The sequence below is a fragment of the Thiomicrorhabdus marina genome (genome assembly GCF_017571465.1).
Classification (GTDB): Bacteria; Pseudomonadota; Gammaproteobacteria; order Thiomicrospirales; family Thiomicrospiraceae; genus Thiomicrorhabdus; species Thiomicrorhabdus marina.
The window spans coordinates 137,540-161,136 of sequence record NZ_JAGETV010000005.1 but is presented as its reverse complement, the minus strand read 5'-3'; the positions used below and the strand labels follow the sequence as shown (position 1 = coordinate 161,136).

Annotated in this window: 19 protein-coding genes; 10 read left to right on the top strand and 9 right to left on the bottom strand. The window is 44.3% G+C overall.

Features of this window, described 5'->3' with window-relative positions:
* Positions 1 to 152: 152 nt before the first annotated feature.
* The 4 genes from J3998_RS04765 to dnaE all read right to left on the bottom strand — a co-directional run bounded on the left by J3998_RS04765 (position 153) and on the right by dnaE (position 8,276).
* The gene (locus tag J3998_RS04765; protein WP_208148319.1) at positions 153 to 1,763 is read right to left on the bottom strand and encodes a sodium/solute symporter; all 1,611 of its coding nucleotides are present in this window, start codon (positions 1,761 to 1,763) and stop codon (positions 153 to 155) included.
* Positions 1,763 to 1,981: a DUF485 domain-containing protein gene (locus J3998_RS04760; protein ID WP_208148318.1), complete on the bottom strand. Its 219-nt coding sequence runs from the start codon at positions 1,979 to 1,981 to the stop codon at positions 1,763 to 1,765. Before J3998_RS04760 ends, J3998_RS04765 begins: the two co-directional genes overlap by 1 nt.
* Positions 1,982 to 2,426: 445 nt before the next feature.
* Positions 2,427 to 4,379, bottom strand: coding sequence for an acetate--CoA ligase (acs, locus tag J3998_RS04755; protein ID WP_208148317.1), 1,953 nt, complete (start codon positions 4,377 to 4,379; stop codon positions 2,427 to 2,429).
* Between the two features lie 420 nt (positions 4,380 to 4,799).
* Positions 4,800 to 8,276 carry a DNA polymerase III subunit alpha gene (gene dnaE, locus J3998_RS04750; protein WP_208148316.1) on the bottom strand — a complete coding sequence of 1,159 codons (3,477 nt, stop codon included), beginning with the start codon at positions 8,274 to 8,276 and terminating at the stop codon, positions 4,800 to 4,802.
* Between the two features lie 169 nt (positions 8,277 to 8,445).
* On the opposite strand from dnaE, the gene aat reads away from it, so the two are divergent.
* The 7 genes from aat (at position 8,446) to infA (ending at position 13,696) form a co-directional block, all read left to right on the top strand.
* Complete coding sequence (aat, locus tag J3998_RS04745; RefSeq protein ID WP_208148315.1) at positions 8,446 to 9,237, top strand: leucyl/phenylalanyl-tRNA--protein transferase; 792 nt, start codon at positions 8,446 to 8,448, stop codon at positions 9,235 to 9,237.
* Positions 9,238 to 9,783: 546 nt separating this feature from the next.
* Complete coding sequence (sdhC, locus tag J3998_RS04740; protein ID WP_208148314.1) at positions 9,784 to 10,173, top strand: succinate dehydrogenase, cytochrome b556 subunit; 390 nt, start codon at positions 9,784 to 9,786, stop codon at positions 10,171 to 10,173.
* Between the two features lie 2 nt (positions 10,174 to 10,175).
* Positions 10,176 to 10,526 carry a succinate dehydrogenase, hydrophobic membrane anchor protein gene (gene sdhD, locus J3998_RS04735; RefSeq protein WP_208148313.1) on the top strand — a complete coding sequence of 117 codons (351 nt, stop codon included), beginning with the start codon at positions 10,176 to 10,178 and terminating at the stop codon, positions 10,524 to 10,526.
* Positions 10,527 to 10,562: 36 nt separating this feature from the next.
* A complete protein-coding gene (gene sdhA / locus J3998_RS04730; protein WP_208148312.1) occupies positions 10,563 to 12,398 on the top strand; it encodes a succinate dehydrogenase flavoprotein subunit in 1,836 nt (611 codons plus the stop codon).
* Between the two features lie 14 nt (positions 12,399 to 12,412).
* A complete protein-coding gene (locus J3998_RS04725; RefSeq protein ID WP_208148311.1) occupies positions 12,413 to 13,117 on the top strand; it encodes a succinate dehydrogenase iron-sulfur subunit in 705 nt (234 codons plus the stop codon).
* Position 13,118: 1 nt separating this feature from the next.
* The gene (locus tag J3998_RS04720; RefSeq protein WP_208148310.1) at positions 13,119 to 13,424 is read left to right on the top strand and encodes a succinate dehydrogenase assembly factor 2; all 306 of its coding nucleotides are present in this window, start codon (positions 13,119 to 13,121) and stop codon (positions 13,422 to 13,424) included.
* 53 nt (positions 13,425 to 13,477) lie between these two features.
* Entirely contained in the window at positions 13,478 to 13,696 is a 219-nt protein-coding gene (infA, locus tag J3998_RS04715; RefSeq protein ID WP_208148309.1) for a translation initiation factor IF-1, read from the top strand.
* Between the two features lie 131 nt (positions 13,697 to 13,827).
* On the opposite strand, the gene clpA is transcribed toward infA, so the two are convergent.
* The 3 genes from clpA to J3998_RS04700 form a co-directional block, all read right to left on the bottom strand.
* The gene (clpA, locus tag J3998_RS04710) at positions 13,828 to 16,065 is read right to left on the bottom strand and encodes an ATP-dependent Clp protease ATP-binding subunit ClpA (protein WP_208148308.1); all 2,238 of its coding nucleotides are present in this window, start codon (positions 16,063 to 16,065) and stop codon (positions 13,828 to 13,830) included.
* On the bottom strand, positions 16,066 to 16,383 hold the full coding sequence (gene clpS, locus J3998_RS04705) for an ATP-dependent Clp protease adapter ClpS (RefSeq protein ID WP_208148307.1): 318 nt from the start codon (positions 16,381 to 16,383) through the stop codon (positions 16,066 to 16,068).
* Positions 16,384 to 16,574: 191 nt separating this feature from the next.
* Positions 16,575 to 17,480, bottom strand: a complete 906-nt coding sequence (locus tag J3998_RS04700) for a DnaJ domain-containing protein (RefSeq protein WP_243750594.1) — start codon at positions 17,478 to 17,480, stop codon at positions 16,575 to 16,577.
* A gap of 202 nt (positions 17,481 to 17,682) precedes the next feature.
* Between J3998_RS04700 and J3998_RS04695 the strand changes: the two genes are divergently transcribed.
* Entirely contained in the window at positions 17,683 to 18,249 is a 567-nt protein-coding gene (locus J3998_RS04695; RefSeq protein ID WP_208148305.1) for a PhnA domain-containing protein, read from the top strand.
* A 145-nt stretch (positions 18,250 to 18,394) separates the two neighbouring features.
* A complete protein-coding gene (locus tag J3998_RS04690; protein ID WP_208148304.1) occupies positions 18,395 to 19,111 on the top strand; it encodes a YebC/PmpR family DNA-binding transcriptional regulator in 717 nt (238 codons plus the stop codon).
* Between the two features lie 186 nt (positions 19,112 to 19,297).
* On the opposite strand, the gene J3998_RS04685 is transcribed toward J3998_RS04690, so the two are convergent.
* Entirely contained in the window at positions 19,298 to 19,642 is a 345-nt protein-coding gene (locus J3998_RS04685) for a hypothetical protein (RefSeq protein WP_208148303.1), read from the bottom strand.
* 727 nt (positions 19,643 to 20,369) lie between these two features.
* Here J3998_RS04685 and J3998_RS04680 point away from each other — a divergent pair.
* Complete coding sequence (locus tag J3998_RS04680) at positions 20,370 to 20,777, top strand: H-NS histone family protein (RefSeq protein ID WP_208148302.1); 408 nt, start codon at positions 20,370 to 20,372, stop codon at positions 20,775 to 20,777.
* A gap of 119 nt (positions 20,778 to 20,896) precedes the next feature.
* Here J3998_RS04680 and J3998_RS04675 read toward each other — a convergent pair whose 3' ends face one another.
* Positions 20,897 to 23,113 carry an NADP-dependent isocitrate dehydrogenase gene (locus tag J3998_RS04675; protein WP_208148301.1) on the bottom strand — a complete coding sequence of 739 codons (2,217 nt, stop codon included), beginning with the start codon at positions 23,111 to 23,113 and terminating at the stop codon, positions 20,897 to 20,899.
* Between the last annotated feature and the right edge of the window lie 484 nt (positions 23,114 to 23,597).

Below are 23,597 nucleotides of genomic sequence, written 5' to 3'. Positions count from 1 at the left end.
GCCATAGATAACTTGAGACATGATGATCACTCCTTGGTTAAGGTTCACTTTCTCATTTTAGGGAAGAAAGTGAGGCGGACCATCTAATTAAAGCGAGCCAGATAAATTACCTGACTCGCTTTTTTCAAAGTCGTTTAGGTTTTAGCGACGGATTATTGACCGTGAGCTTTTGCCATAAACTCTTCTGTGTCACCTTTGTCGCTAGTCATCTTAGCAACAACGATTGTCACTAGGATTGCAACCGGTACAGAGTAAAGTGCCGGGTTAACTAGAACATCTAGGCCAAGCATTGTCTTAGCACCGAAGAACTTAGAGAAGGTGAACAGTAGCGATAGAACTAAACCAGAAGCCATACCCCAGATAACCGCTTGGCTAGTAAGACCTTTCCACCACACCGCTAGTACTAGCGCAGGTGCAAAGGTTGAAGCCGCGATACCGAAACACATACCAACCAGCATAGCGACGTTTTCTTCTTTCAGCCAAACCGACATTAGAATCGCAACAACCGCTAAGAAGAAAGCACCAACTTTAGCAAACTTAAGTTCTTGCTCGTCAGTTGAATCAGGATTAATAACGCCCTTGTAAAGGTCATGCGCCAATGAAGATGTTGCCGAGATCAGAAGACCCGCAGACGTTGATAGCATTGCAGCCATCGCGCCCGCTGCGATTACACCCATTAGAATCTGACCACCAAGCATGTCGCCAAGCATTGGCATTGTCATATTCTTAGCTTTACCGACTTCACCCGCTGCAATCATTTTCACTAACTCTGGATACAGAGCGTACATGGCGATTAGACCAACAAAGAAGATTGCTGCGTAGAAGATTGCTAGACCCCAGATAGTGATCTCTGCAGATTTACGCGCATCAGATGCATTAGAAACCGTGTAGAACTTGATTAGGATATGTGGCAGACCTAATACACCAAGGAATAATGCAAGTACCAGTGACGCTTGGTTAGCGAAGTCACGTAGACCAACACCCGGTGTTACTGCTGATGCCGCATCAGGCATCACTGCACGAACGGCTTCAACTGCCGCCGCCGGATCACTTGCCGCCGCTGCTGCCGCAACTGCCGCTGCATCCTTAGCTGCAAGGCTAACTGGAACCATCTGTTCTGCTGCAGTTACTACACCTGCCGGGTTACCACCAAATAAATGAATGACACCGTACACAAGTAAGAAGATCATCGCACCAAACAGAATCGCACCTTGGATTGCTTGGTTATAAGACGTCCCTTTCATTCCCCCGATAATAACGAATAGCGCCATTAATGAACCGGTAACCAAAACCGTTGGCAAGTAATCCCAACCAAGCAGTAGACCGAATAGATGACCAGCACCAACGATCTGCGGAACAAGATACATTACACAAAGCACCAGCGTAGAGGCCATTGCCACAGTACGAATTTTCTTAGCATTTTGCGTGAAACGTGCATTTAGAACGTCTGCCACGGTGAATTTACCAACGTTTTTCAACGGGCTAGAAATGGCGATTAGAACCACAATCCAAGCGGCAAAGAAACCGATCGCAAGCCACCAGCCATCAACACCTAGCAGTGCTACTGCACCGGCTACACCAAGGAAACTTGCTGCAGAAGCGTAGTCACCTAGCATTGCCAGACCGTTTACTTTTGGAGAAAGACCGCCACCTGCAACATAGAAGTTTGCCGTGCTGCTAGTCGATTTAGAGTGATAAAAACTGATCGCGATTGATAGCAAGATACCAAGTGCTACGATGACCAGTGCAACCATATTTTCCATTAGTTAGACTCCTCTCCGTCCATCTTTTTAAGATAGAGGCGCGTAATGACTACACCAACGATGATGACCACCAGTCCTCCCCAAATTGCGATAGGCGCACCGGCAATTTCAGTCGCTGCTAAATCTTTGAAAGTTGCACTTACCATTAATGCAACCCCAAAGTACAGGACCGTATAGACAGCCAATAAAATGGCTGAGTATTTAACTTTACTGCTCATAAAGTTAGGCTCCTCATTTGAGATAAATGTTATTTTTTATGATTATGAGTTATCGATTTTCACGATAAAGTACCTGAAAGGTACGCCCCATTATCACGGTACTTTTGGAGCTGAGAACAATCAAAATTATTAATCCCATCATCCAAAAACCATTTATAGACCCTAAGAAACTCGGTAAGACTGGTAAATAAAAAATTACATTTAATCAATGATATAGAAAAGTAATTTAAATTAATTATTAAGTTTTAGTTTCAGTCATACAAAGTACAGTGATTCAATTTAATACACTGCAATAGAGTCTTGCATCAAAACACACACCCTTACAAATCTGGCAACGACAGGAACTTTATATAATCGAATTAAGACAAAACCTGTGGCCTTGTCTTACTGCATTCGATTGAAATCAGTTCTGAAAGTTAGCACTCATTGAACGATGTATGACTGATTACTTTTGTTGAAATTGATCCAAGATCGTTGAATCTTCAAGCGTTGAAGTATCTTGAGTAATCTCTTCGCCCTTAGCAATCGAGCGCAACAGGCGGCGCATGATTTTCCCTGAACGCGTTTTCGGCAGATTTGTACCGAAACGGATATCATCAGGTTTAGCGATAGGACCAATTTCTTTCGAGACGTGTTCACGCAACTCTGCAATCAATGCAGAACGTGCATCACCTTTAGGAAGGTCAATATTCAAGACAACGAAGGCAGCAACCGCTTCACCTTTTACGTCATGCGGACGGCCAACAACCGCCGCTTCGGCAACTTGCGGATGCGAAACCAATGCCGATTCGATTTCCATGGTACCTAAACGGTGACCGGAAACATTCAAGACGTCATCAATTCGGCCAAGAATCCAGAAGTAGCCATCTTTATCTTGATAAGCGCTGTCGCCAACCACATAGTAGTTAGGTTGGTGCGCTAACGGGAAATAAGTCGATTTGTATCGATCGTCGTCGTTCCAGACGGTACGAATCATTGAAGGCCACGGTTTTTTGATAACCAAAAGACCACCTTCACCGCGCCCTAACTCATTACCTTCTTCATCGAGGATAGCGGCATCAATACCTGGAAGCGGCTGTGTGCAAGACCCCGGTTTCAGAGCAGTCACAGGGAAAGGAGCAATCATATGAGCACCGGTTTCGGTCTGCCACCAAGTATCGATAATCGGGCATTCGCCGCGACCGATAACATCGTGATACCACATCCACGCTTCAGGGTTGATCGGTTCACCCACCGTCCCCAACAGACGCAGTTTTGATAAATCATATTGATTAGGAAGATCCGCACCAAATTTCATAAGCGCACGAATCGCTGTCGGCGCGGTATAGAAAACCGTCACCGCGTGATCTTGACACACTTGCCAGAAACGACCCGCATCAGGATAAGTCGGAACCCCTTCAAACATTACAATGGTTGCGCCCACAGAAAGCGGGCCATAAGCAACATAAGTATGCCCGGTAATCCAGCCCACATCAGCAGTACACCAGAAAACATCATCATCCTTCAGGTCGAACATCCATTCATTGGTTAAATGTGCATTTAACAGATAACCACCAGAACTGTGTTGTACACCTTTTGGCGTGCCAGTCGAACCTGAGGTATAAAGAAGGAAAAGCGGGTCTTCAGCATTAACCGGAACCGGCTCATGATAATTGCTCATGCCGGCTTCCGCTTCCAGCCAGTCAATATCACGGCCAGACTGCATCGCCACTTCGTCAGCAGTACGCTTATAAACAATAACGCGTTTAACTGAATCGCAACCTTTTTCTAGCGCTGCATCGACCGCACTTTTAAGTGGAATCGTTTTACCGCCACGCTTTGAAGTATTTGAGGTAATAACCAGTTTAGCGCCGGCATTCTCGATACGGTCACGCAGTGCTTCCGCCGAGAAACCACCGAATACCACCGAATGAATTGCACCAATACGAGCACAGGCCTGCATTGCAATCACGGCTTGCGGAATCATTGGCATATAAATAACAACGCGATCGCCTTTACTCACGCCTTGGGCAGTCAGAGTATTCGCGAAACGGCAAACTTGGTCGTGAAGTTCTTTATAGGTATAACGCTCGACATCGCCGGTATCACCTTCGAAAATAATCGCGGTTTTATCCGCTTTGTCGTCTAGGTGACGGTCGATACAGTTGTAAGAGACGTTTAGCTCACCGTCAGTGAACCATTGGTAATGAGGTGCGTTGGATTCGTCCAAGCCTACGGTGAAAGGTTTTGTCCAGATTAGCTTTTCTTTTGCAAGGTCAGACCAAAAACCGACATGATCTTTACTCGCCTTTGCACGCATCTGTTCTAACGTATCTTCATTAATTGCCGCACGCTTTTTGATTGGCTCGGGAGCTTCAAATAGACGTGTTTCAGTTAAGATAGATTCAATGTTAGACATGGCGCCTCCTATTAATAATTATTCTACTTTGAGACTTAGCAGAAAACGGGAGCGACATCGATAAGCTTTCTTAGGGAACTCAGCGAATGGCTCTCACGTCATCGTGCTAATGTCCCCTAATTATATTAGGATACTCGGACCAGCTACTTAGGACTTGGAGAATCACTTCAAAATTTTTGAGTTTAATTGATGAACCTTAAGTTCAAATTTGACACAATTAAACAATGTGCAGAGTTTACCATCGAAAATCTAAATTTAAAGGGCTTTACCCGATAAAAAAGTAAATTCAAATTCACTAATCCGGTCATAAACTCCGGCATTACTAAAAATATCTACACATATACCTTTTTCTCGAAAAAACGGCTTAACTGCAATATTTCTCGAACGCAATTCACCAATAACCTTTAATGTATTGAGGTCTCAAGAAACCACTCTTGGCTGCCAGCCTTGCGCATTCAATGCTTCAATCAAATCATCATCTGGATAAAAACTGAGTTGCGAGCGTAAAACGGTTTGTGCCGTGTCATTTTGATATTTAACCTGCAATGGCAGACCAACTTCATTTTGATACTCTGCAACAAGGCACTGTAGTTCCTGCATTCGCTTGTCATTCATCACTTCGGCATTGACCGATAATTCTAATGCCTGACCTTTTTCAATACGCGCCTCTGCTAAGCTGACAATCTGCTCGGCTTCGAATTTAATCCCACCGTTAAAAGTATCTTCGCGAACTTCGCCATGAACCATAATCACCTTATCGATCGCTAACTCTTCTTGTACAGCTTCATAGATATTCGGTCGCATAGTGACATCCAAACGCGCGGTTTTATCATCAATAGTGGCAATCGCCATCTTGGCGCCTGATTTGGTCACTTTTACACGTAAATCCACAACCAGACCCGCCCCCCAGATTTTCTTCCAGCGCTCCGGGCGTAATTTATGCAGTGGCGATTCGACCAGTTTTTTTAATTCATCTTCGTAAATATCAATCGGGTGACCGGTAATATAAAGCCCAAGGGTATCTTTTTCCCCCTTCAAACGAAGCTTCTGTGACATTTCTGCAACCGGCAACAAATCTGTGCCTTGTCCCGGCTCTTGCTCCTGCGCGAACATATCACCAAACAAATCACGCATACCAACCGCAGCATTCTTAAGTTGTTGTTCGGCTTGTTTCATAGCGGTCGGGATGGTTTCTAGCATTGCTTGGCGGTTTTCGTGCAACACATCCAAAGCACCGGAACGCACCAAGGCTTCCATAACACGCTTATTGACTTTCTTACCGGCACGCAGACAGAAGTCGAACAGGTCTTTAAAAGGCCCATTCTCTTTACGTTCAATTAACAAGCCTTCTAAAGCCGCGCCACCGACCCCTTTAATCCCGCCAAGGCCATAATTTACCGTACGCTCACCGTAAGGTTTGAAATGCACTTCTCCGGTATTGATATTCGGTGGCAATACCGTCAAGCCCATTGAATGACACTCGTTCACCATATGCACCACCTTCTCGGTGTTATCCATATCGGATGAAATCTGTGCAGCCATAAATTCGGCCGGATAATGGGTTTTCAGCCATGCTGACTGATAAGAAACTAACGCATAGGCAGCGGAGTGGGATTTGTTGAAACCATAACCGGCGAACTTTTCTACCAAGTCGAAGATTTTCATTGCCAGTTCGCCATCAACACCGTTATTAATCGAGCCCTCCTCGAATACCGAACGCTGTTTGGCCATCTCTTCCGGTTTCTTTTTACCCATTGCACGACGTAGCAAATCGGCTCCACCAAGTGAGTAACCGGCCAGAACCTGTGCAATCTGCATTACCTGTTCCTGATACAGAATGACGCCATAGGTCGGTTCCAAAATCGGCTTCAAGGATTCATGTTGATACTGAGCATCCGGATAGGCGACCGCCTCTTTACCATGCTTACGGTTGATAAAGTTATCCACCATCCCGGAATCCAACGGGCCGGGACGGAACAGTGCTACCAAAGCGACAATATCTTCAAAACAGTCAGGACGCAATTTGACGATAAGATTCTGCATCCCGGAAGATTCCAGCTGGAAGATACCAGTGGTTTTACCGGTTTTAATTAACTCGAAGGTCGGTTCGTCATCTATCGGAATACGAGCAATATCTAGATGCCCTTCATCGCCCAGTTGCTTACTGCCATTAATCGATTGCAATGCCCAATCGATAATAGTCAAGGTACGCAGCCCCAAGAAGTCGAACTTAACCAGACCGGCATATTCAACGTCATTTTTGTCCAACTGGGTAACCACACTGGAACCATCCGCTTCACAGGAAAGCGGACAAAAATGGTCGAGCGGTTTCGGTCCGATAACTACCCCACCGGCGTGCTTACCGGTGTTACGCACCGTCCCTTCAAGCTTTAATGCCAATTCCAGCAATTGCGCTGCGTCTTCGTCGGAATCGCGTTTGGCTTGCATATCCGGCTCTTGTTCAATCGCGTCTTTTAGCTTGATACCTAACTCATTCGGAATTAGTTTGGCAATGCCGTCAACGACCCCATAACCTAGACCAAGTACACGACCTACGTCACGCACCACCGCTTTCGCCGCCATGGTACCGAAAGTAACAATCTGCGATACCTTATCCGAGCCGTAATGACGCGACACATAATCAATGACTTCATCACGACGATCCATACAAAAGTCGACGTCGAAATCGGGCATGGAAACACGTTCCGGGTTAAGGAAACGTTCGAAAAGCAAGTCGTATTCAATCGGGTCAAGATCGGTAATTTTCAATGCATAAGCCACCAAGGAACCGGCACCGGAACCACGCCCCGGCCCAACCGGGATTTGATGATTTTTAGCCCACTGGATAAAGTCGGCAACGATTAAGAAGTACCCCGGGAATCCCATCTGCAGAATAATATCAAGCTCAAATTTAATACGGTCGTAATACTCTTCGCGCTTTTGCTGCTGAATCTCCTGCGGCTCTTTACCGAAGAGAAATTCTAGACGCTCATCCAAACCTTTATGACTTTCGGCAATAAAGTATTGATCCATAGTCATGCCTTCCGGAATCGGGAAATCCGGTAGGAAATAAGTACCAAGCGTTAAATCGACGCTACAACGTTTGGCGATTTCAACCGTATTGGTAATACTTTCAGGAATGTCTGCAAAGAGCTCAATCATCTCTTCTGAAGAACGTAAGTATTGCTGTTCCGAATAGCGTTTAGGACGCTTCGGATCAACCAAAATAAACCCGTCATGAATACAGGTTCGTACTTCATGCGCCTCAAAATCTTCAGTCTTCGCGAAGCGTACGTCATTGGTCGCTACCACCGGTAACTGCCACTGTTCGGCAACCTGTAACGCTAATTGAATATAAGACTCTTCATTATCACGACCGGTACGAATCAGTTCTAGATAGTAACGATTCGGGAAATGGTTCTGGTACCAGCTTAAACGCTCGGCAATCAGCTCCTGATTTTGCGCCAACAGAGCACTTCCGACATCACCTAAACGCCCCGCTGACAAGGCAATTAAACCTTGGCTATGTTGCGCTAACATTGCACGCGGAATAATCCCTAGCTCGGCATATTCGTAAATTTTCTGATTTTTAAGATTGGCCTGCGAAATCAAATAAGAAAGATTTAAATAGCCCTGTTCACTCTGCACCAACAGGACTAGCGGGAAGACTTCGCCATTTTCATGTTCAACCAATACTTCCGAACCGAGAACCGGCTTCACTCCAGCCCCTATTGCCGCACCATAAAACTTCACCAGCGCGTACATATTATTAATGTCAGTCAACGCAACTGCCGGCTGATTAAAATCATTAACCATGGAAACCATCGGCTTAATGCCCAAGGTACTATCAATTACCGAGTATTCTGAATGAAGGTGCAGGTGGACAAAAGAGGTCATATTTTAACTTTGTACTTTTCGTTTCAGCGGGGAATAACTTTAGCAAGTGCAGCATAAATGCAATATTTATAAAAGTGGCTCAAGTTGATTTCTTGTACAATCAACTTGAGCGCATTATACGCCAAGCCCATGCCTAAAAACTCAACTGATATCAAAAAGTAATAAAGCAATGACTCAGTTTACCGCTGAACACTCGCCATTCTGGTTAGCTCCCTCACCCGTAGAATTTCCTCCGACTGAGTTTGCCTTAGTTGAACCTGACGGCTTACTGGCGATTGGCGGCTCTTTAACTGCGGAGTGGCTACTGACCGCATATCGCAATGGGATATTCCCTTGGTTTAATCCAGATGACCCAATTCTATGGTGGACACCTAACCCGCGAAGCGTGCTACCTATTAAACAATTAAAAGTCAGCCGTAGCCTGCGTAAACGCTGGAAAGATAAGGTTCTCACCGGTGCATGGCAAATTAAGCTCGATACCGCCTTCAGCAAAACCATGGCGCACTGTGCAAACATAGAACGCAAAGGACAAGACGGAACTTGGATTTGCACACAGATGTTGCACAGCTATTCCGAATTGCACGCTAAAGGCCATGCACACTCGGTCGAAGTGTGGGAAGACGAACAACTTATTGGCGGTTTATATGGAATTGGCATCGGCAAAATGTTCTATGGCGAATCCATGTTCGCCAAGCAACCGGACGCATCGAAAGTCGCCTTAACTGCACTCTGCCTACAACTTGATATATGGGGCTTTGAGATGGTTGATACACAAGTAGAAACTGAACACCTCAACAGCTTAGGAGCAACTTTAATCGATAGAGAAGAGTTTGAAACCAACCTAAAAAAATTAATACAAACATCTTTCCCGGTAAAAAAGTGGCAATTTGATATCGATTGGCAAGACGCGCTGAATGACTTCTTAAAGCGACAAAAATTGAACAATAACCAACCCCACTAATATAAGTCATTCAACCAGAACCATTAAAAATCATTATCCCGAAGCCAAACCCAAACATTTCTGTACTACTTCTTTGATTTAAAAGCGTTTATCTAATCAATCAGAATAATTTTCACTATCGGTCATTATGGTTTTTGGTTTTTCAATGTTTACCGTCCATCCCAATTCAGTAGAATAGATTTTGTCGCTAAGGAAACACAGAATAAGTCCCCATTGACTTCGGTGAGGAGTTTGAAGAGATAAATTCTAGGCAGCTTTTGAGAAGCATAGCCTTCGCTAGGGTTGAGAACGCTAACAACGAAGTGACTCTTCAAACGAAGAACTCGACGCCCTAAGGGTAAGTCGAGACAGAGGCTTCGTAAAATTTGTCTAAGCGGTGTTGTCTGTTTTTGCCAGGTCTAGACATGACGGCAAACAGACGCCTTGCTTTGCCTGAAGTCATTTGGACTTGTTCTGCGTTTCCATAAAAACTTACACTTTCTGGCCTTGGAAACCTCCCAACGCCATAAAAACAAAAAACTATTTCGTTCTCGTTAGGAGAATCCTATGTATCAAAGCTCTGATATACGCCCCAAGAATCTCAATCTATTTGTATTCAAATTTCCATTGAATGCCATTTTCTCGATTCTGCACCGCATTACAGGTGTCGCTTTGGTTCTTGCCTTAACTGGCTATTTCTTCCTTGCGAATCTAATTTGGCTACACTCAGAAATCCACCTAGCTGATATTCACGACCACTGGATCATCTTGTGCTTGCATAGCACCTTCTGGTTAACCGCCATTTTCCATTGGTTGACCGGCGTTCGCCACTTACTCGCTGAAACGCTATTTCAAACCGCTTGGTACGAAAAACTGGCCGGTAAGTGGAGTAGTTACCTAATTCTAATTCTTTGGCTTGCAGCGAGCCTATACTCATTAAGTTTGATTTGGAAATAATTATGATAACTCTTCGAAACTTAAAGGGCGCACAAGCTCATAAATGGCAAAGAATCAGTGCATACTACCTGCTGTTATACCTTCCTGCTTTAGCGATTTATCTTGCTTCACTTTCTGAATATAACTCTCTCGCCGATATTGTCAGTAACCTCTATAACAGCATCTTTGGGATTGCCACAGTAATCGCAATTTTATTTGTCTTTGTGCATGCTTGGATTGGCGGACGCGACATATTAATTGATTATATGCCACGCGCACGCACCAATTTTTGGCTAAACTCATATTTCTTTTTTCTGATTCTCATAGCACTGGAGTTTGCCTTTATGGTAGTCTCGCTAAACCCTTACATCTAAAGATATTGCTCAATAAGAACAACAAACGGACAACCTATGAATGCAGCTGCACACGGTGATTTGAAGCTCGACTACCAAGAATTCTTTTTTGACGCCATTGTAATCGGAGCCGGTGGAGCAGGCATGCGCGCGGCCCTGGCTCTGCAACAAGCCGGACATCAAGTTGCCATGATTTCAAAAGTCTTCCCGACTCGCTCGCACACGGTTGCTGCACAAGGTGGAATCAACGCCGCCTTAAGCAATGTCACCGAAGATAAATGGCAGTGGCACATGTACGACACCATTAAAGGGAGCGACTATCTCGGCGATCAAGACGCCATTGAATTTATGTGCCAAGAAGCCAGTCAAATCGTCCGTGAACTGGAACATTTCGGCGTACCTTTCTCGCGTTTAGACAACGGTAAAATCTACCAACGTGCTTTTGGCGGGCAGTCGCAAAACTACGGTGAAAGCCAAGCAAAACGCACTTGTGCTGCGGCCGACCGTACTGGCCACGCTATCTTGCATGCGCTCTATCAACAGAACATTGCCGCCGGGACTGAAATGTTCGACGAACATTTTGCTTTGGACTTAATTCAAGATCAAAATGATCATGTCTGCGGGGTTTTAATCCAAAATTTGCATAACTCAGAATTAAAAGTAATTTGGGCTCAACATACCCTTTTGGCTACAGGCGGTGCCGGTCAAATATTTCGAACGAATTCCAATGCGACTATTAATACCGGTGACGGACTGGGCATGGCGCAACGGATTGGCGTACCGCTACAAGACATGGAATTTTGGCAATTCCACCCGACTGGCGTTGCCGGCAAAGGCATGCTGATTTCCGAAGCCACCCGAGGCGAAGGCGGTATTCTTAAAAATGCCGATGGCGAAGCCTTTATGGTCAAGTATGCCCCCAAAGTAAAAGAACTCGCCTCTCGTGACGTAGTCGCAAGAGCAATTGCCATTGAAGTCGAAGAAGGTCGAGGCTGTGGTGAAAACAAAGATTATGTGCTGCTCGACCTTACCCATCTAGCAACTGACGTGATTGAAAATCGTTTACCTGGTATCCGTGATATTTGCCTGACCTTTTTAGGCATCGACCCAATTGAAAAACCAATTCCGATCTTTCCGACCTGCCACTATATGATGGGCGGTATTCCGACCAACCTGAATGGTCAAGTTATTCAGCCGGTTTACGCCTCACCACAAAGCCCCATTACGGAAAATCAAATCACCGTACAAGGATTGTACGCAATTGGTGAATGCGCATGCGTTTCAGTACATGGTGCCAACCGTCTAGGCGGTAATTCGCTTCTTGATATTGTGGTCTTTGGGCGTAAAGCTGCGCAATTCATTAGCCATCAGTTACAGAACGGGAAACAGAATAGTGAACGCCCTACAGCTGGACACAATCTAAATACACTACTTAATCGTTATCAGCGCTGGCATAGTGAAACCTCTAACGAAGCAGAGAACCAAGACTCCATTTTTGCAATTAAACAGGACATGCAAAAAATTATGGAACGCGGTTGTGGCGTATTCCGCGACCAAGTGCACATGCAACAAGCGGTTGAAAGCCTTCGCGAGTTAGAGAAACGTTTCGCCAAGGTTACGATTCAAGACACAAGTAATGTCTTTAATTTTGAACGTACCAGTGCTCTGGAGTTAGAAAATCTATTAGCGGTAGCCAAGGCAACGGCTTGCAGTGCCGTTGCCCGCACCGAAAGTCGAGGCGCACACACCCGAGTTGATTTCACTGAGCGCAATGATGACGTCTGGCTAAAGCACACGTTGTTTTACCCACACCAAGAAAAAATTGTCTATAAGCCGGTCAATATGCAGCCGAAGCAACATGAACCTTTTGCACCGCAAAAACGAGTTTATTAAAGGAGATCGAATCAATGCAGATTACCATCGATCGTTTTAATCCGGAATCCGATACTAAACCGCATTCGCAAACTTATTATCTGGATGATAGCAAGATCGCCGATGGCAGTATGCTATTGGAAGTATTGCAACAGCTTCGCGAACAAGATCCAAGCTTAGCGTTTCGATCCAGTTGTCAAGAAGGCGTTTGCGGCTCTGATGGCATGAACGTTAACGGCCAAAACTGCTTGAGCTGTATCACCTTAGCTAAACCCCTTGGCGAAAAAATACATATTCGCCCCCTACCGGGTTTTCCGATTATTAAAGATTTAATTGTTGATATGGAAATCTTCTACCAACACTACCGCGACGTTAAGCCATATCTTCAGGCTAGCACCGAGAACAGCCATGACTTAAGCCAAGAATTTCTGCAGAGCCCGGAAGAACGAGCCAAACTAGATGGCAGTTATGAGTGCATAATGTGCGCCTGCTGTTCGAGTAGCTGCCCGTCATTCTGGTGGAATCCGGATTTATTTCCCGGACCGGCGGCATTATTGGCCAGTAACCGTTTTGTGATTGACTCACGCGATATCACTACAATAGATCGGCTTGAAAGTCATGACCGCGCCGATAATATTTTCCGTTGTCGGCATATCCAGAACTGTACCGCAGCTTGCCCAAAGGGGCTAAATCCAAGCCAAGCAATTCAATCTTTAAAACATGCGATTGCAAATAAATAGCATGACCAAGAATTTAGAGAGCAATAGCGTTGAATCTTTTCAAATTTGGCAAAAACGAATGTTATTCGCTTGCAAGCGTGGCAATATCGAAACCGAATTGCTATTGAACCGATATATCAGCAAACTTGAGAAAGCCTCGCCAAAATTACGCATTCACATTGAAACTTTTTTAAGTGAAAACGAACAAGACCTCTTCCACTGGCTAATCAAGCCTTCTTCAATCCCATATCAAGCGCACCATTCGACAACACCCACTCATTACTTAACGCTAATTTCCGATATCCAAAAGGTTTATTTGAAAAAATAGCGGTGATTTGTTAGAATCGCGGCCGATTTTAACTAAGGGTTATTTAAATTAATATGGCAAAACAAGACGTTATTGAATTTGACGGTGTGGTAATTGAAACACTACCTAACACCATGTTCCGTGTAGAACTAGAAAATGGGCATGAAGTTCTGGCTCATATCTCTGGGCGTATGCGTAAGAACTACATCCGCATCCTTGCTGGTGATTCAGTTAAAGTTGAACTGACTCCTTACGACCTGACTAAAGGTCGTATCACTTATCGCGGCAAATAATCAAAAATAATTTACAAAACCCCTTAGTATCAAAGCGTTAAGTCATTTTTACTTGAGGCTTAAAATGAAAAAGCGAAGCCGGAATTTTTTCAGCTTCGCTTTTTTCGTTAGTTAACATTCAAACACACTATTCATTCAGCTTCTAACTCGAATACAAGCTCGTCATTCTGCATATCAACATGCACTTCGCCGCCATTCTGCAAATCACCGAATAATAACTTTTCAGCCAGCGGTTGTTTGAGTTTTTCCTGAACCAACCGAGCCATTGGACGCGCGCCCATTAATGGATCATAGCCCTTTTTAGCTAGCCAAGCACGAGCTTCATCCGATAAGGTCAAGGTCACCTTCTTCTCATGTAACGCCGCTTCAAGCGCATAGATAAACTTGTTAACGACCGATTCCATCGATTCTTGCGACAGGCGATTAAACTGAATAACGCCATCCAAGCGATTACGGAACTCCGGTGTAAATACACGCTTTAGCTCGCCGTCAAAATCCATACTATGATCTTGCACAGTGAAGCCAATCGAAGCACGCGACATCTGTTCCGCGCCCACGTTTGAAGTCATAATTAAAGTAATGTTTCTGAAATCCGCTTTACGACCATTGTTATCAGTCAAAGTTCCGTGATCCATCACCTGCAACAATAGGTTGAAAACATCGGGATGCGCCTTCTCGATTTCGTCCAATAACACCACCGCATGCGGATTCTTACTTACCGCTTCGGTCAATAAACCACCTTGGTCAAAACCGACATAGCCCGGAGGCGCACCGATTAAGCGCGATACGGTATGGCGTTCCATGTATTCAGACATATCAAAACGAATCATTTCGACGCCAAGCAATTTCGCCAACTGTTGCGAAAGCTCGGTTTTGCCAACACCGGTCGGCCCTGCAAATAAGAAACTCGCAGTCGGCTTGTTCGGCTCGCCAAGACCCGAACGTGCCAGTTGCACGGCTTTACTCAGCTGCTCAACTGCATGATCTTGTCCAAATACCACGCGCTTCAAATTCTGATCTAAATCTTGTAGGGTTTCTTTCTCTTTCTGGGTGATTTGTGCCACTGGAATTCGAGCGATAGAAGCGACAACCGCTTGCACTTCATGCACACCAATCTGCTTACGTCGTTTCGATGCCGGCGCTAAAGCCTGTTTCGCCCCTGCTTCGTCAATCACATCAATCGCCTTATCCGGTAGATGACGGTCGGTAATGTAGCGTGCCGATAAGGCTACTGCTTCACGCAGTGCCGGCATAGTGTATTTCACATTGTGATGCGCTTCGTATTTCTCTTTTAAACCTTTAAGTATCGAAACACTCTCTTCAACTGTCGGCTCTTTGATATCCACTTTCTGAAAACGGCGTGCCAAAGCGCGATCTTTCTCGAAAATACCGCGAAACTCGTCATAAGTGGTCGCACCGATACAACGCAAATTACCGGAAGACAGTGCAGGTTTCATAAGATTGGACGCATCCATCGCCCCGCCTTGCACTGCACCGGCGCCAATAATGGTGTGAATTTCATCAATAAACAAGACAGCGTGGTCTAATTCTTGCAGCGCTTTCAATACCGCTTTAAAGCGCTTCTCAAAATCACCACGGTAGCGCGTACCGGCCAGAATTGCCCCCATATCTAGGCTATACACCACGGCATCAGCTAGAATTTCAGGCACCTTCTTATGCACGATTTGATAAGCCAGCCCTTCGGCAACGGCGGTTTTACCCACCCCCGGCTCACCAACCAACAAAGGATTGTTCTTACGACGACGACACAACACTTCCATAGTGCGGTTGATTTCCCACTCGCGGCCGATAATCGGATCGATTTTACCTTCTTCCACCAAGTCATTCAGGTTGACCGCAAAAGAAGTCAATGGCGAACCGGAACTTTCCGCGCCTTCACCCGACTCACCTTGCTGCTGCTCCGATGGAATCAACTGCTCATCGTCATTAACGGTTACGCCATGTGATAGATAATTGGTGACATTCAAACGATCAACACCGTGACTTTCCAGAACAAATACCGCTTGCGACTCTTGTTCACTTAGCATTGAAGCCAATACATGTGTCGGCAGAACCTCTTGATAACCGTTGCTCTGTACAAAATAGATAGCGCGCTCAATAACTCGCTGAAAACTCATGGTCGGTTGCAGTTCATGGTCATGCTCGGTGACCAACTCGCCTTCCAAGTATTTTTCCAAGTCATCCATCAAGCTATCAGGATTGGCACCACATGCCAGAACCACTTCTTGCACGGAACGTGACTCCAACAACTGTAATAACAAGTGTTCCAGCGTAACGAATTCATGCTGGTATTCATTTGCAACCCCAAAGGCGCCACTCAAAATCTGTTGCAGCTCTTTACTTAACATTTAGGCTACCTCCATCTGGCACATTAACGGGTGTTCATGTTCGCGAGAATACACATTCACTTGGCGAACTTTCATTTCAGCCACTTCTCGGCTGTAGACGCCACAAACGCCTTTGCCATCATGATGCACTTTTAACATCACCGCTTGCGCTTGCAACTCATTCATTCCGAAGAATTTTTGAAGCACTTCAATCACAAACTCCATAGTGGTGTAATCGTCATTAAGCAGAACGACTTGATAGCGCTTCGGCGGTTTAAGTTTTGGCTTGGCACGGTCTAATAATAGATTGCCGTCGTCATGATCATGCGGTTGCGACATTTGTTTTCACTTATTAGTTAAATTCAAGTTTACCTTATAAGGTTCAAAAGCAGTTTTTCAAGAGTCTGAAGAAGGTTTTTAGGCGCTTTAGACTAAGGAAACACAGCAAACGCTATACTTTGCGAAACCTGCCTAGAATTGACTGCTTCAAACACCTCGCTGAAGTCAATCGGAACTTATTCTGCGTTTCCCTAATCAACCGGAATCAATTTTGCATATAAATCACCGGCGATATTTTCGGCATCCGCCGGTAGCCCCATATCACGAAAAAATATATATTCGTTAATATCAAAATAATGTGGCACAACCCACTCAACCCTACCGGTCGGACTATCGATATAAACCGTTTTTCCCGGTTGCAGGAAAATGGTCGGTATTTCAAACTTACCGTACAAATCCCCATCCTTTAAATGGAAACGCTCAGCATCCACTTTAATATTGAAACGCACCATGTAGTCACCGGAACGGCCACCGAACAACCCCTTATATCCTTTATCTTTTAGGCGAAAAGTTTTGCCTTCAAACGCTTGACGAGTAAATTTCATCTGCACCTTAAGACCGGGAATATAGAAGCTACCTAAGCGCAATAGGCGAATTGCATAACGCAAGGTGATTGGATAAACCACTTCTCTATCCTTACCATGTATCGGCTTTTGCCCGTAGTTATAGGATTGGTAATCTCTCTGACTTGCCCACTCATCGAACGGCGATTCACGATGGTTCTGGTTATTTTGAGCTCGGCCATTCGACTGTCTACAACCTTGTTTCGAGTCGGCATGTTTGGTTTTAGCACTCGATTCTTCAGTACTATAGCTGGTTTTTTTTGACGCTGAAGGTTTCGCTTCTTGCTTATGCTTGGCTGAGAACTGTTGGCTGCGTTGAAATGCCCGGCAGTATGCATCTCGGTATTTATTTAAAATTTCATAAGCATGGGCAATTTCTTGAAAACGCGACTTAGCATTATGAATTTTTGAAACATCAGGGTGATAGCGACGCGCCATACGACGATAAGCTTGTTTAACGCTTTTAGGATTCGCTCCAAAGTGCACGCCCAACACTGCAAAATAATCGACTCCTGCATCAAAATTTGCGCTCAAAACTGTCTGCCTATTCATTAACCCTTTATTAGGTTGTCAATTTTAGCAAACTTTCCAAGGTAAACAGACTGCTAAAAATACCTCCCCTCTCTTCTATTAACGAATTATTTTTCTTACCTAATTTTGTGCACATATAACTAGAGAGTCAGAGTGGTTTTATGCATAATGTTCTGTTTATGTTTTTTTCTACAAAGGATAACCAATGAGCATCAAAGAGCAACTCCTGCAACGTAGCGAAGGGAAATGTGAACTAAGCGGCGAAACTGAAAATTTAGTGGTTTTCCCTGTTGAACCTTCTGACGGTTCAGCGGAACAATCGGTTCTAATCACTGAAACATTACGTGATCAGATAGAAGATTCGGAAAAACGTGATCCAAATCAGTGGCGCTGCCTTAATGATGCCATCTGGAACCCAAATCCTGCGGTGCAAGTTATCGCTTACCGTATGCTACATGCTATGGCTTCTGAAGGTTGGACTCAAGAGCTGATGGATATGATGTACATTGAAGACGACACGCGAGAATGGGCCATGAAAGGCATCGTTGCTGCGGAAGATCAAATTAAAATCGTCGATAGCAACGGCAATCAATTAAATGAAGGGGATGACGTTACCCTTATTAAAGACCTTGATGTTAAGGGGGCTAACTTCACAGCGAAACGCGGAACCTTAGTTAAGAACATCCACCTTACCGATAACCCTAAACATATCGAAGGGAAAATCAACGGTTCACAGATTGTTATCGTTGCCGCATTTACCAAAAAAGCTTAAACAGCCAGCTTTAACCGTCTTATCAAGAAGCCTACATGCGTAGGCTTTTTCGCTTTATAGTGTCGTCTTGTTGTAAAATCTGCTCAATTTTATTTATTTTGTTGGAGCAGCGGACAGGTTCCGTCAAGAAATTTGGAGAATCCTAATGGGAAGAGCTTATCAAAACCGTAAAGAATCCATGGCAAAAACCTCGGATCAAAAAGCCAAGGTATACAGTAAATATTCGAAAGAAATTTACATGTGCGCTAAAAACGGTGGCGCAGAAACTTCTGGTAACCTTGCTCTGGCAGGTTTAATCGAACGTGCTAAGAAAGATCAAGTTCCGGCACACGTTATCGACAAAGCGTTGGATAAAGCTCAAGGCGGCGGTGGCGAAGACTTCTCAGTGGCGCGTTATGAGGGGTACGGCCCTGGGAGCAGTATGGTTATTGTTGACTGTCTAACTGACAACCCGAACCGTACTTTCGGTGACCTGCGTGGCGTTTTCAACAAAGCCAACGCCAAGTTAGGGACTCAAGGCAGTGTTGCGCACATGTTCGATCACTCTGCTATTTTCGTATTCGACGGTGAAGATGAAGAAGCCGTTCTAGAAGCGTTGCTAATGGACGATGTTGATGTCAATGACGTGGAAGCAGAAGACGGCAAAATCACGGTTTTTGCACCAAACACCGAGTACAACAAAGTAAAACAAGCGTTATTGGCAAATTTTGAAGGCATTGAATTTGATGTCGATGAAATTCAATTCATTCCGAATATGAGCAAACAATTAGAAGGCGAAGACTTAGAACTTTTCGAGAAATTCATTGCTGCTTTAGAAGATGTGGATGACGTACAAAACGTCTATTTTGACGTCGAACTATAAGTCGATACGATTATCAGAACTTTCAGTTAAACGCTGAAAGTTCTTTTTAAATTAGTTAGGGAAACGCAGAACAAGTCTAAATGGCTTCAGGCAAATTTCACAAAGCCCCTGTCTCGACTTACCTCTTCGGGCGTCGAGTTCTTCGTTTGGGCGAGGCCTTGATAGAGTAACTTCGTTGTTAGCGCTCTATACGTCTTCAACTATATTACGCGGATTTAATATTAAAAAGTATACTGTCACCGCCGCAAGTCCCCAAAAAATAAAATAGCCTATTCCAGCCCCTAAACCTAATCCAAGCACATTTAAAAACACACCAAATACTAACAAGGCTGCCGCACCGAAGCTCGCTGCGATAAACCACTGTCCATAATAACTCGTTGGCAAATCTTTCATCGGCCAAATCATAAACCACGCCATCAAGCCAATAATCGTCTGTAGAAAGGTGAATGAACCTTCCGCAATCCCTATAGACAGCAGTATCAGCAAGCTTGCAGCCAAAAATTGCGGTTTTTTAATAAACTTATCGGTCATAGTTACTCTCCTAATATACCAAACGGTAAACCATAAATTGGCTACCTCAATTATCTTCATCGAAAAATATTGGCTGAATTACGCCAGCACAAAAAGTCTCTATTTACTCCCAGGCAGTCATTCACTGCGTGAAAGATAATGACAAACAGTCCTTTCACTTAGGGAAACACCTAAGGAAACGCAGAACAAGTCCAAATGACTTCAGGCAAAGTAAAATTTAGGCTAAGCAAGGCGTCTGTTTGCCGTCATGTATAGACCTAGCAAAAACAGACAACACCGCTCAGACAAATTTTACAAAGCCCCTATCTCGACTTACTCCTTCGGGCGTCGACTTCTTCGTTTGGGCGAGGCCTTGATAGAGCAACTTCGTTGTTAGCATTCTCAACCCTAGCTAAGGCTACGCTTCTCAAACGCTGCCTAGAATTTATCTCTTCAAACTCCTCGCTTAAGTCAATGGGGACTTATTCTGTATTTCCTTATATAATTCAAAATAGGCTTATTCCGCACTTCATTAAATTCAATAAATATACTTTTTAATAAAACCCATATTTAATTTATTAAAAATAAAATATGACCTTTATGAAACTAACTATTTTATTATGCTGTATTTATATTTAGTTTAAGTTTGTATTAAAAAATTTTAATCGTTAAAATGACGCCATCAACTTAATAACGCCATTATTAAAGTTGTTGTAGTTTACATAATAAAATTCTTAGAAGGAATACTATGGAAGTAAATGAATTTGTCAAAATTGCCATGCACCGTAAACGTTTAAAAGCGGCCGTTAAAGAGTTGAACATGGAGCAATTAAATAAGCTAGCGAACGACATCACCGAGATTGTTGTCGAACGTGAACAAGAAATTTCCGAAATGGCTGCCGAACAAAAAGCGAAGTTAGCTAAAATTGAAGAAATGCGCTCAATGCTATCTGAACAAGGTTTGACGGTTGAAGACTTAGTCGATGGTGAAACGCTTCTTGCTCCGAAAAAAACGTCAGGACGCACTGTAAAACCGAAATATCGCGTTATTGACGAAGATGGCCAAGAACATCTATGGACGGGTCGTGGACGAGCTCCAAAAGCTTTTCAAAAGAAATTAGATCAAGGACTTTCTAAAGACAGTTTCTTAATCTAAAACCATTTTAGAAAACGTCACTTCTCAAAATGCAAAAGCCCGATTGGTAACGACCAACCGGGCTTTTTAGTCCCTATCGAATTAAGTCATTTAAATCATCAATTCAATCAGAAGAGCGGTTAGATGCTGTCGATAATGGCATTTAGTGCACTGCTTGGTCGCATTGCTGCCGAAGCTTTAACCGCATCTGGTTTATAGTAACCACCTAAATCAACTGCACAACCTTGCGCGCCATTTAGCTCAGCAACAATCATCTCTTCTGAATCAGCTAATTGCTGTGCCACATCAGTAAAGCGCGCTTTCAGTTCTGCATCTTGATCTTGTGCTGCCAATTCTTGCGCCCAGTACATCACTAGGTAGAAATGTGAACCACGGTTGTCTAACTCACCAACTTTACGCGATGGCGATTTATTGTTATTCAAGAACGAACCAGTCGCACGATCCAGCGTATCTGCCAAAACTTGTGCTTTAGGGTTGTCGAAGTTTTGTGCTAAATGCTCCAAAGAAACCGACAATGCCAAGAATTCACCCAGTGAATCCCAACGCAAGTGGTTTTCTGAAACCAACTGCTGAACGTGTTTCGGCGCTGAACCACCGGCACCGGTTTCAAACAAACCACCGCCATTCATAAGAGGCACGATCGATAGCATTTTCGCCGATGTCCCCAGTTCAAGAATCGGGAACAAATCCGTCAAATAATCACGTAGCACATTACCTGTTACCGAAATCACTTCTTTCCCGTCTTTAACGTGACGAAGTGTGAAACGCGTCGCTTCCGCAGGCGGCATAATATGAATTTCCAAACCGGCAACATCGTGATGCGCCAAGTATTCATTAACCTTAACAATCAATTCATGGTCATGGGCACGCTCGGCATCCAGCCAGAATACCGCTGGCGATCCAGTCGCGCGAGCACGTGAAACCGCTAGCTTAACCCAATCTTGAATCGGGGCATCTTTCGTCTGGCACATACGGAAAATATCACCCGATTCAACCGCTTGTTCAAGTAGTACATCTCCATTGGCATCAACCGCTCGAATGCTACCCTTAGCGTCTGCTTGGAAAGTTTTGTCATGCGAACCGTATTCTTCTGCTTTCTGCGCCATTAGACCAACGTTTGGAACAGTCCCCATAGTGGTTGGATCGAATGCACCGTAGTGTTTGCAGAAACGAATGGTTTCTTCGTAAACTGATGCGTAACAACGGTCAGGAATCACCGCAAGCGTGTCTTGAGTCTGGCCGTCTTTATTCCACATTTTTCCTGAAGAACGAATCATTGCCGGCATAGACGCATCAATAATCACATCCGAAGGCACATGCAAGTTCGTGATACCTTTATCAGAATCGACCATTGCAATAGCTGGCCCCTTGTCCATCACTTCTGCTAGGTCAGCTTCGATCTCGGCACGTTTCGCATCATCAAGTTCAGCAATCTTAGCGAAAACATCGCCCAGGCCATTATTCGGATTAACACCGATGTCAGTAAAAGTCTCTGCATGCTTAGCAAATACCTCTTCAAAGAACACCGCTACCGCTTGACCGAAGATAATCGGGTCAGAAACCTTCATCATAGTCGCTTTCATATGTAGCGAGAACAACACACCTTTATCTTTTGCTTCGGCAATCGCCTCTTTCAAGAAAGAGCGCAGTGCAGACTGAGACATTACCGATGCATCCAACACTTCACCTTTCTGCAAAGGGGCTGCGGCTTTCAACTCCTTAACAGAGCCATCTTCAGCAACAAATTCGATTTTGAATGTATTTTCATCGGCCAAGGTCACAGACTTCTCAGAGCCGTAGAAGTCGCCACTCTCCATATGTGCGATACGAGTCTGCGATTCTGCGACCCACTCTCCCATTGAGTGAGGATTTTGTTTAGCATAGTTTTTTACCGAAGCCGGTGCACGACGATCCGAGTTACCTTCTCGCAATACTGGGTTAACCGCTGAACCAAGAACTTTTGCATACTTCGCCTTGATTTTGGCTTCAGCTTCATTACTTGGATTAGCCGGATAATTCGGCACTGCATAACCTTGCGATTGCAGCTCTTTAATTGCCGCATTTAATTGCGGAATGGATGCCGAGATATTGGGTAGTTTAATGATGTTTGCTTCCGGCGTTTTTGCCATATCGCCTAATTCACTCAGTGCATCGCCGATACGCTGGTCTTCGTTCAGAAATTCCGGGAAGTTGGCAAGAATACGGCCTGCTAATGAAATATCACGCGTTTCAATATCAACGCCAGCTGCTTGAGTAAATGCCTGTACCATCGGCAAAAAAGAGTATGTCGCCAGCATTGGCGCTTCATCAGTCAGAGTATAGATAATCTTGCTCATGTAACCTTCCTAGATTTGCGGCAGAGAACCTGCCAAATAGTGAATACGTAAAACTGATCTTTATTCTACATGACGGTGTCATAAAGGTTAAGCAGACGCTTATAAGAAAGTGGAATTTAAATAACCTTGCGCAATCCAAGAAAACGCCGATAACTTCAGCGAGACGTTTGAAGAGATCAAATTATAGGCCACATTTGCGAAGCATAGCCGTCACTATGATTGAGAGCGCTAGCGACCAAGTGATTCTTCAAAGCCTGAACCACAAGCACTTAGTTCTGCTTTTCACAAATAACCATTCATCGATAGAAATCATTTCTGATATGATTTTTAACCATTTACTGTTATTTTATAGCGAGTTTTAGCGCAGGCTGATTTAAGGAAACGCAGAATAAGCCCCCATTGACTTCAGCGAGGAATCTGAAGAGATAAATTCTAGGCAGCGGTTGAGAAGTATAGCCTTAGCTAGGGTTGAGAACGCTAACAA

Excerpts from the sequence above, each read along its gene's own strand:
- J3998_RS04765 (WP_208148319.1), bottom strand. The coding sequence starts at position 1,763 with ATGGAAAATATGGTTGCACTGGTCATCGTAGCACTTGGTATCTTGCTA.
- J3998_RS04760 (WP_208148318.1), bottom strand. The coding sequence starts at position 1,981 with ATGAGCAGTAAAGTTAAATACTCAGCCATTTTATTGGCTGTCTATACG.
- acs (WP_208148317.1), bottom strand. The coding sequence starts at position 4,379 with ATGTCTAACATTGAATCTATCTTAACTGAAACACGTCTATTTGAAGCT.
- dnaE (WP_208148316.1), bottom strand. The coding sequence starts at position 8,276 with ATGACCTCTTTTGTCCACCTGCACCTTCATTCAGAATACTCGGTAATT.
- aat (WP_208148315.1), top strand. The coding sequence starts at position 8,446 with ATGACTCAGTTTACCGCTGAACACTCGCCATTCTGGTTAGCTCCCTCA.
- sdhC (WP_208148314.1), top strand. The coding sequence starts at position 9,784 with ATGTATCAAAGCTCTGATATACGCCCCAAGAATCTCAATCTATTTGTA.
- sdhD (WP_208148313.1), top strand. The coding sequence starts at position 10,176 with ATGATAACTCTTCGAAACTTAAAGGGCGCACAAGCTCATAAATGGCAA.
- sdhA (WP_208148312.1), top strand. The coding sequence starts at position 10,563 with ATGAATGCAGCTGCACACGGTGATTTGAAGCTCGACTACCAAGAATTC.
- J3998_RS04725 (WP_208148311.1), top strand. The coding sequence starts at position 12,413 with ATGCAGATTACCATCGATCGTTTTAATCCGGAATCCGATACTAAACCG.
- J3998_RS04720 (WP_208148310.1), top strand. The coding sequence starts at position 13,119 with ATGACCAAGAATTTAGAGAGCAATAGCGTTGAATCTTTTCAAATTTGG.
- infA (WP_208148309.1), top strand. The coding sequence starts at position 13,478 with ATGGCAAAACAAGACGTTATTGAATTTGACGGTGTGGTAATTGAAACA.
- clpA (WP_208148308.1), bottom strand. The coding sequence starts at position 16,065 with ATGTTAAGTAAAGAGCTGCAACAGATTTTGAGTGGCGCCTTTGGGGTT.
- clpS (WP_208148307.1), bottom strand. The coding sequence starts at position 16,383 with ATGTCGCAACCGCATGATCATGACGACGGCAATCTATTATTAGACCGT.
- J3998_RS04695 (WP_208148305.1), top strand. The coding sequence starts at position 17,683 with ATGAGCATCAAAGAGCAACTCCTGCAACGTAGCGAAGGGAAATGTGAA.
- J3998_RS04690 (WP_208148304.1), top strand. The coding sequence starts at position 18,395 with ATGGGAAGAGCTTATCAAAACCGTAAAGAATCCATGGCAAAAACCTCG.
- J3998_RS04685 (WP_208148303.1), bottom strand. The coding sequence starts at position 19,642 with ATGACCGATAAGTTTATTAAAAAACCGCAATTTTTGGCTGCAAGCTTG.
- J3998_RS04680 (WP_208148302.1), top strand. The coding sequence starts at position 20,370 with ATGGAAGTAAATGAATTTGTCAAAATTGCCATGCACCGTAAACGTTTA.
- J3998_RS04675 (WP_208148301.1), bottom strand. The coding sequence starts at position 23,113 with ATGAGCAAGATTATCTATACTCTGACTGATGAAGCGCCAATGCTGGCG.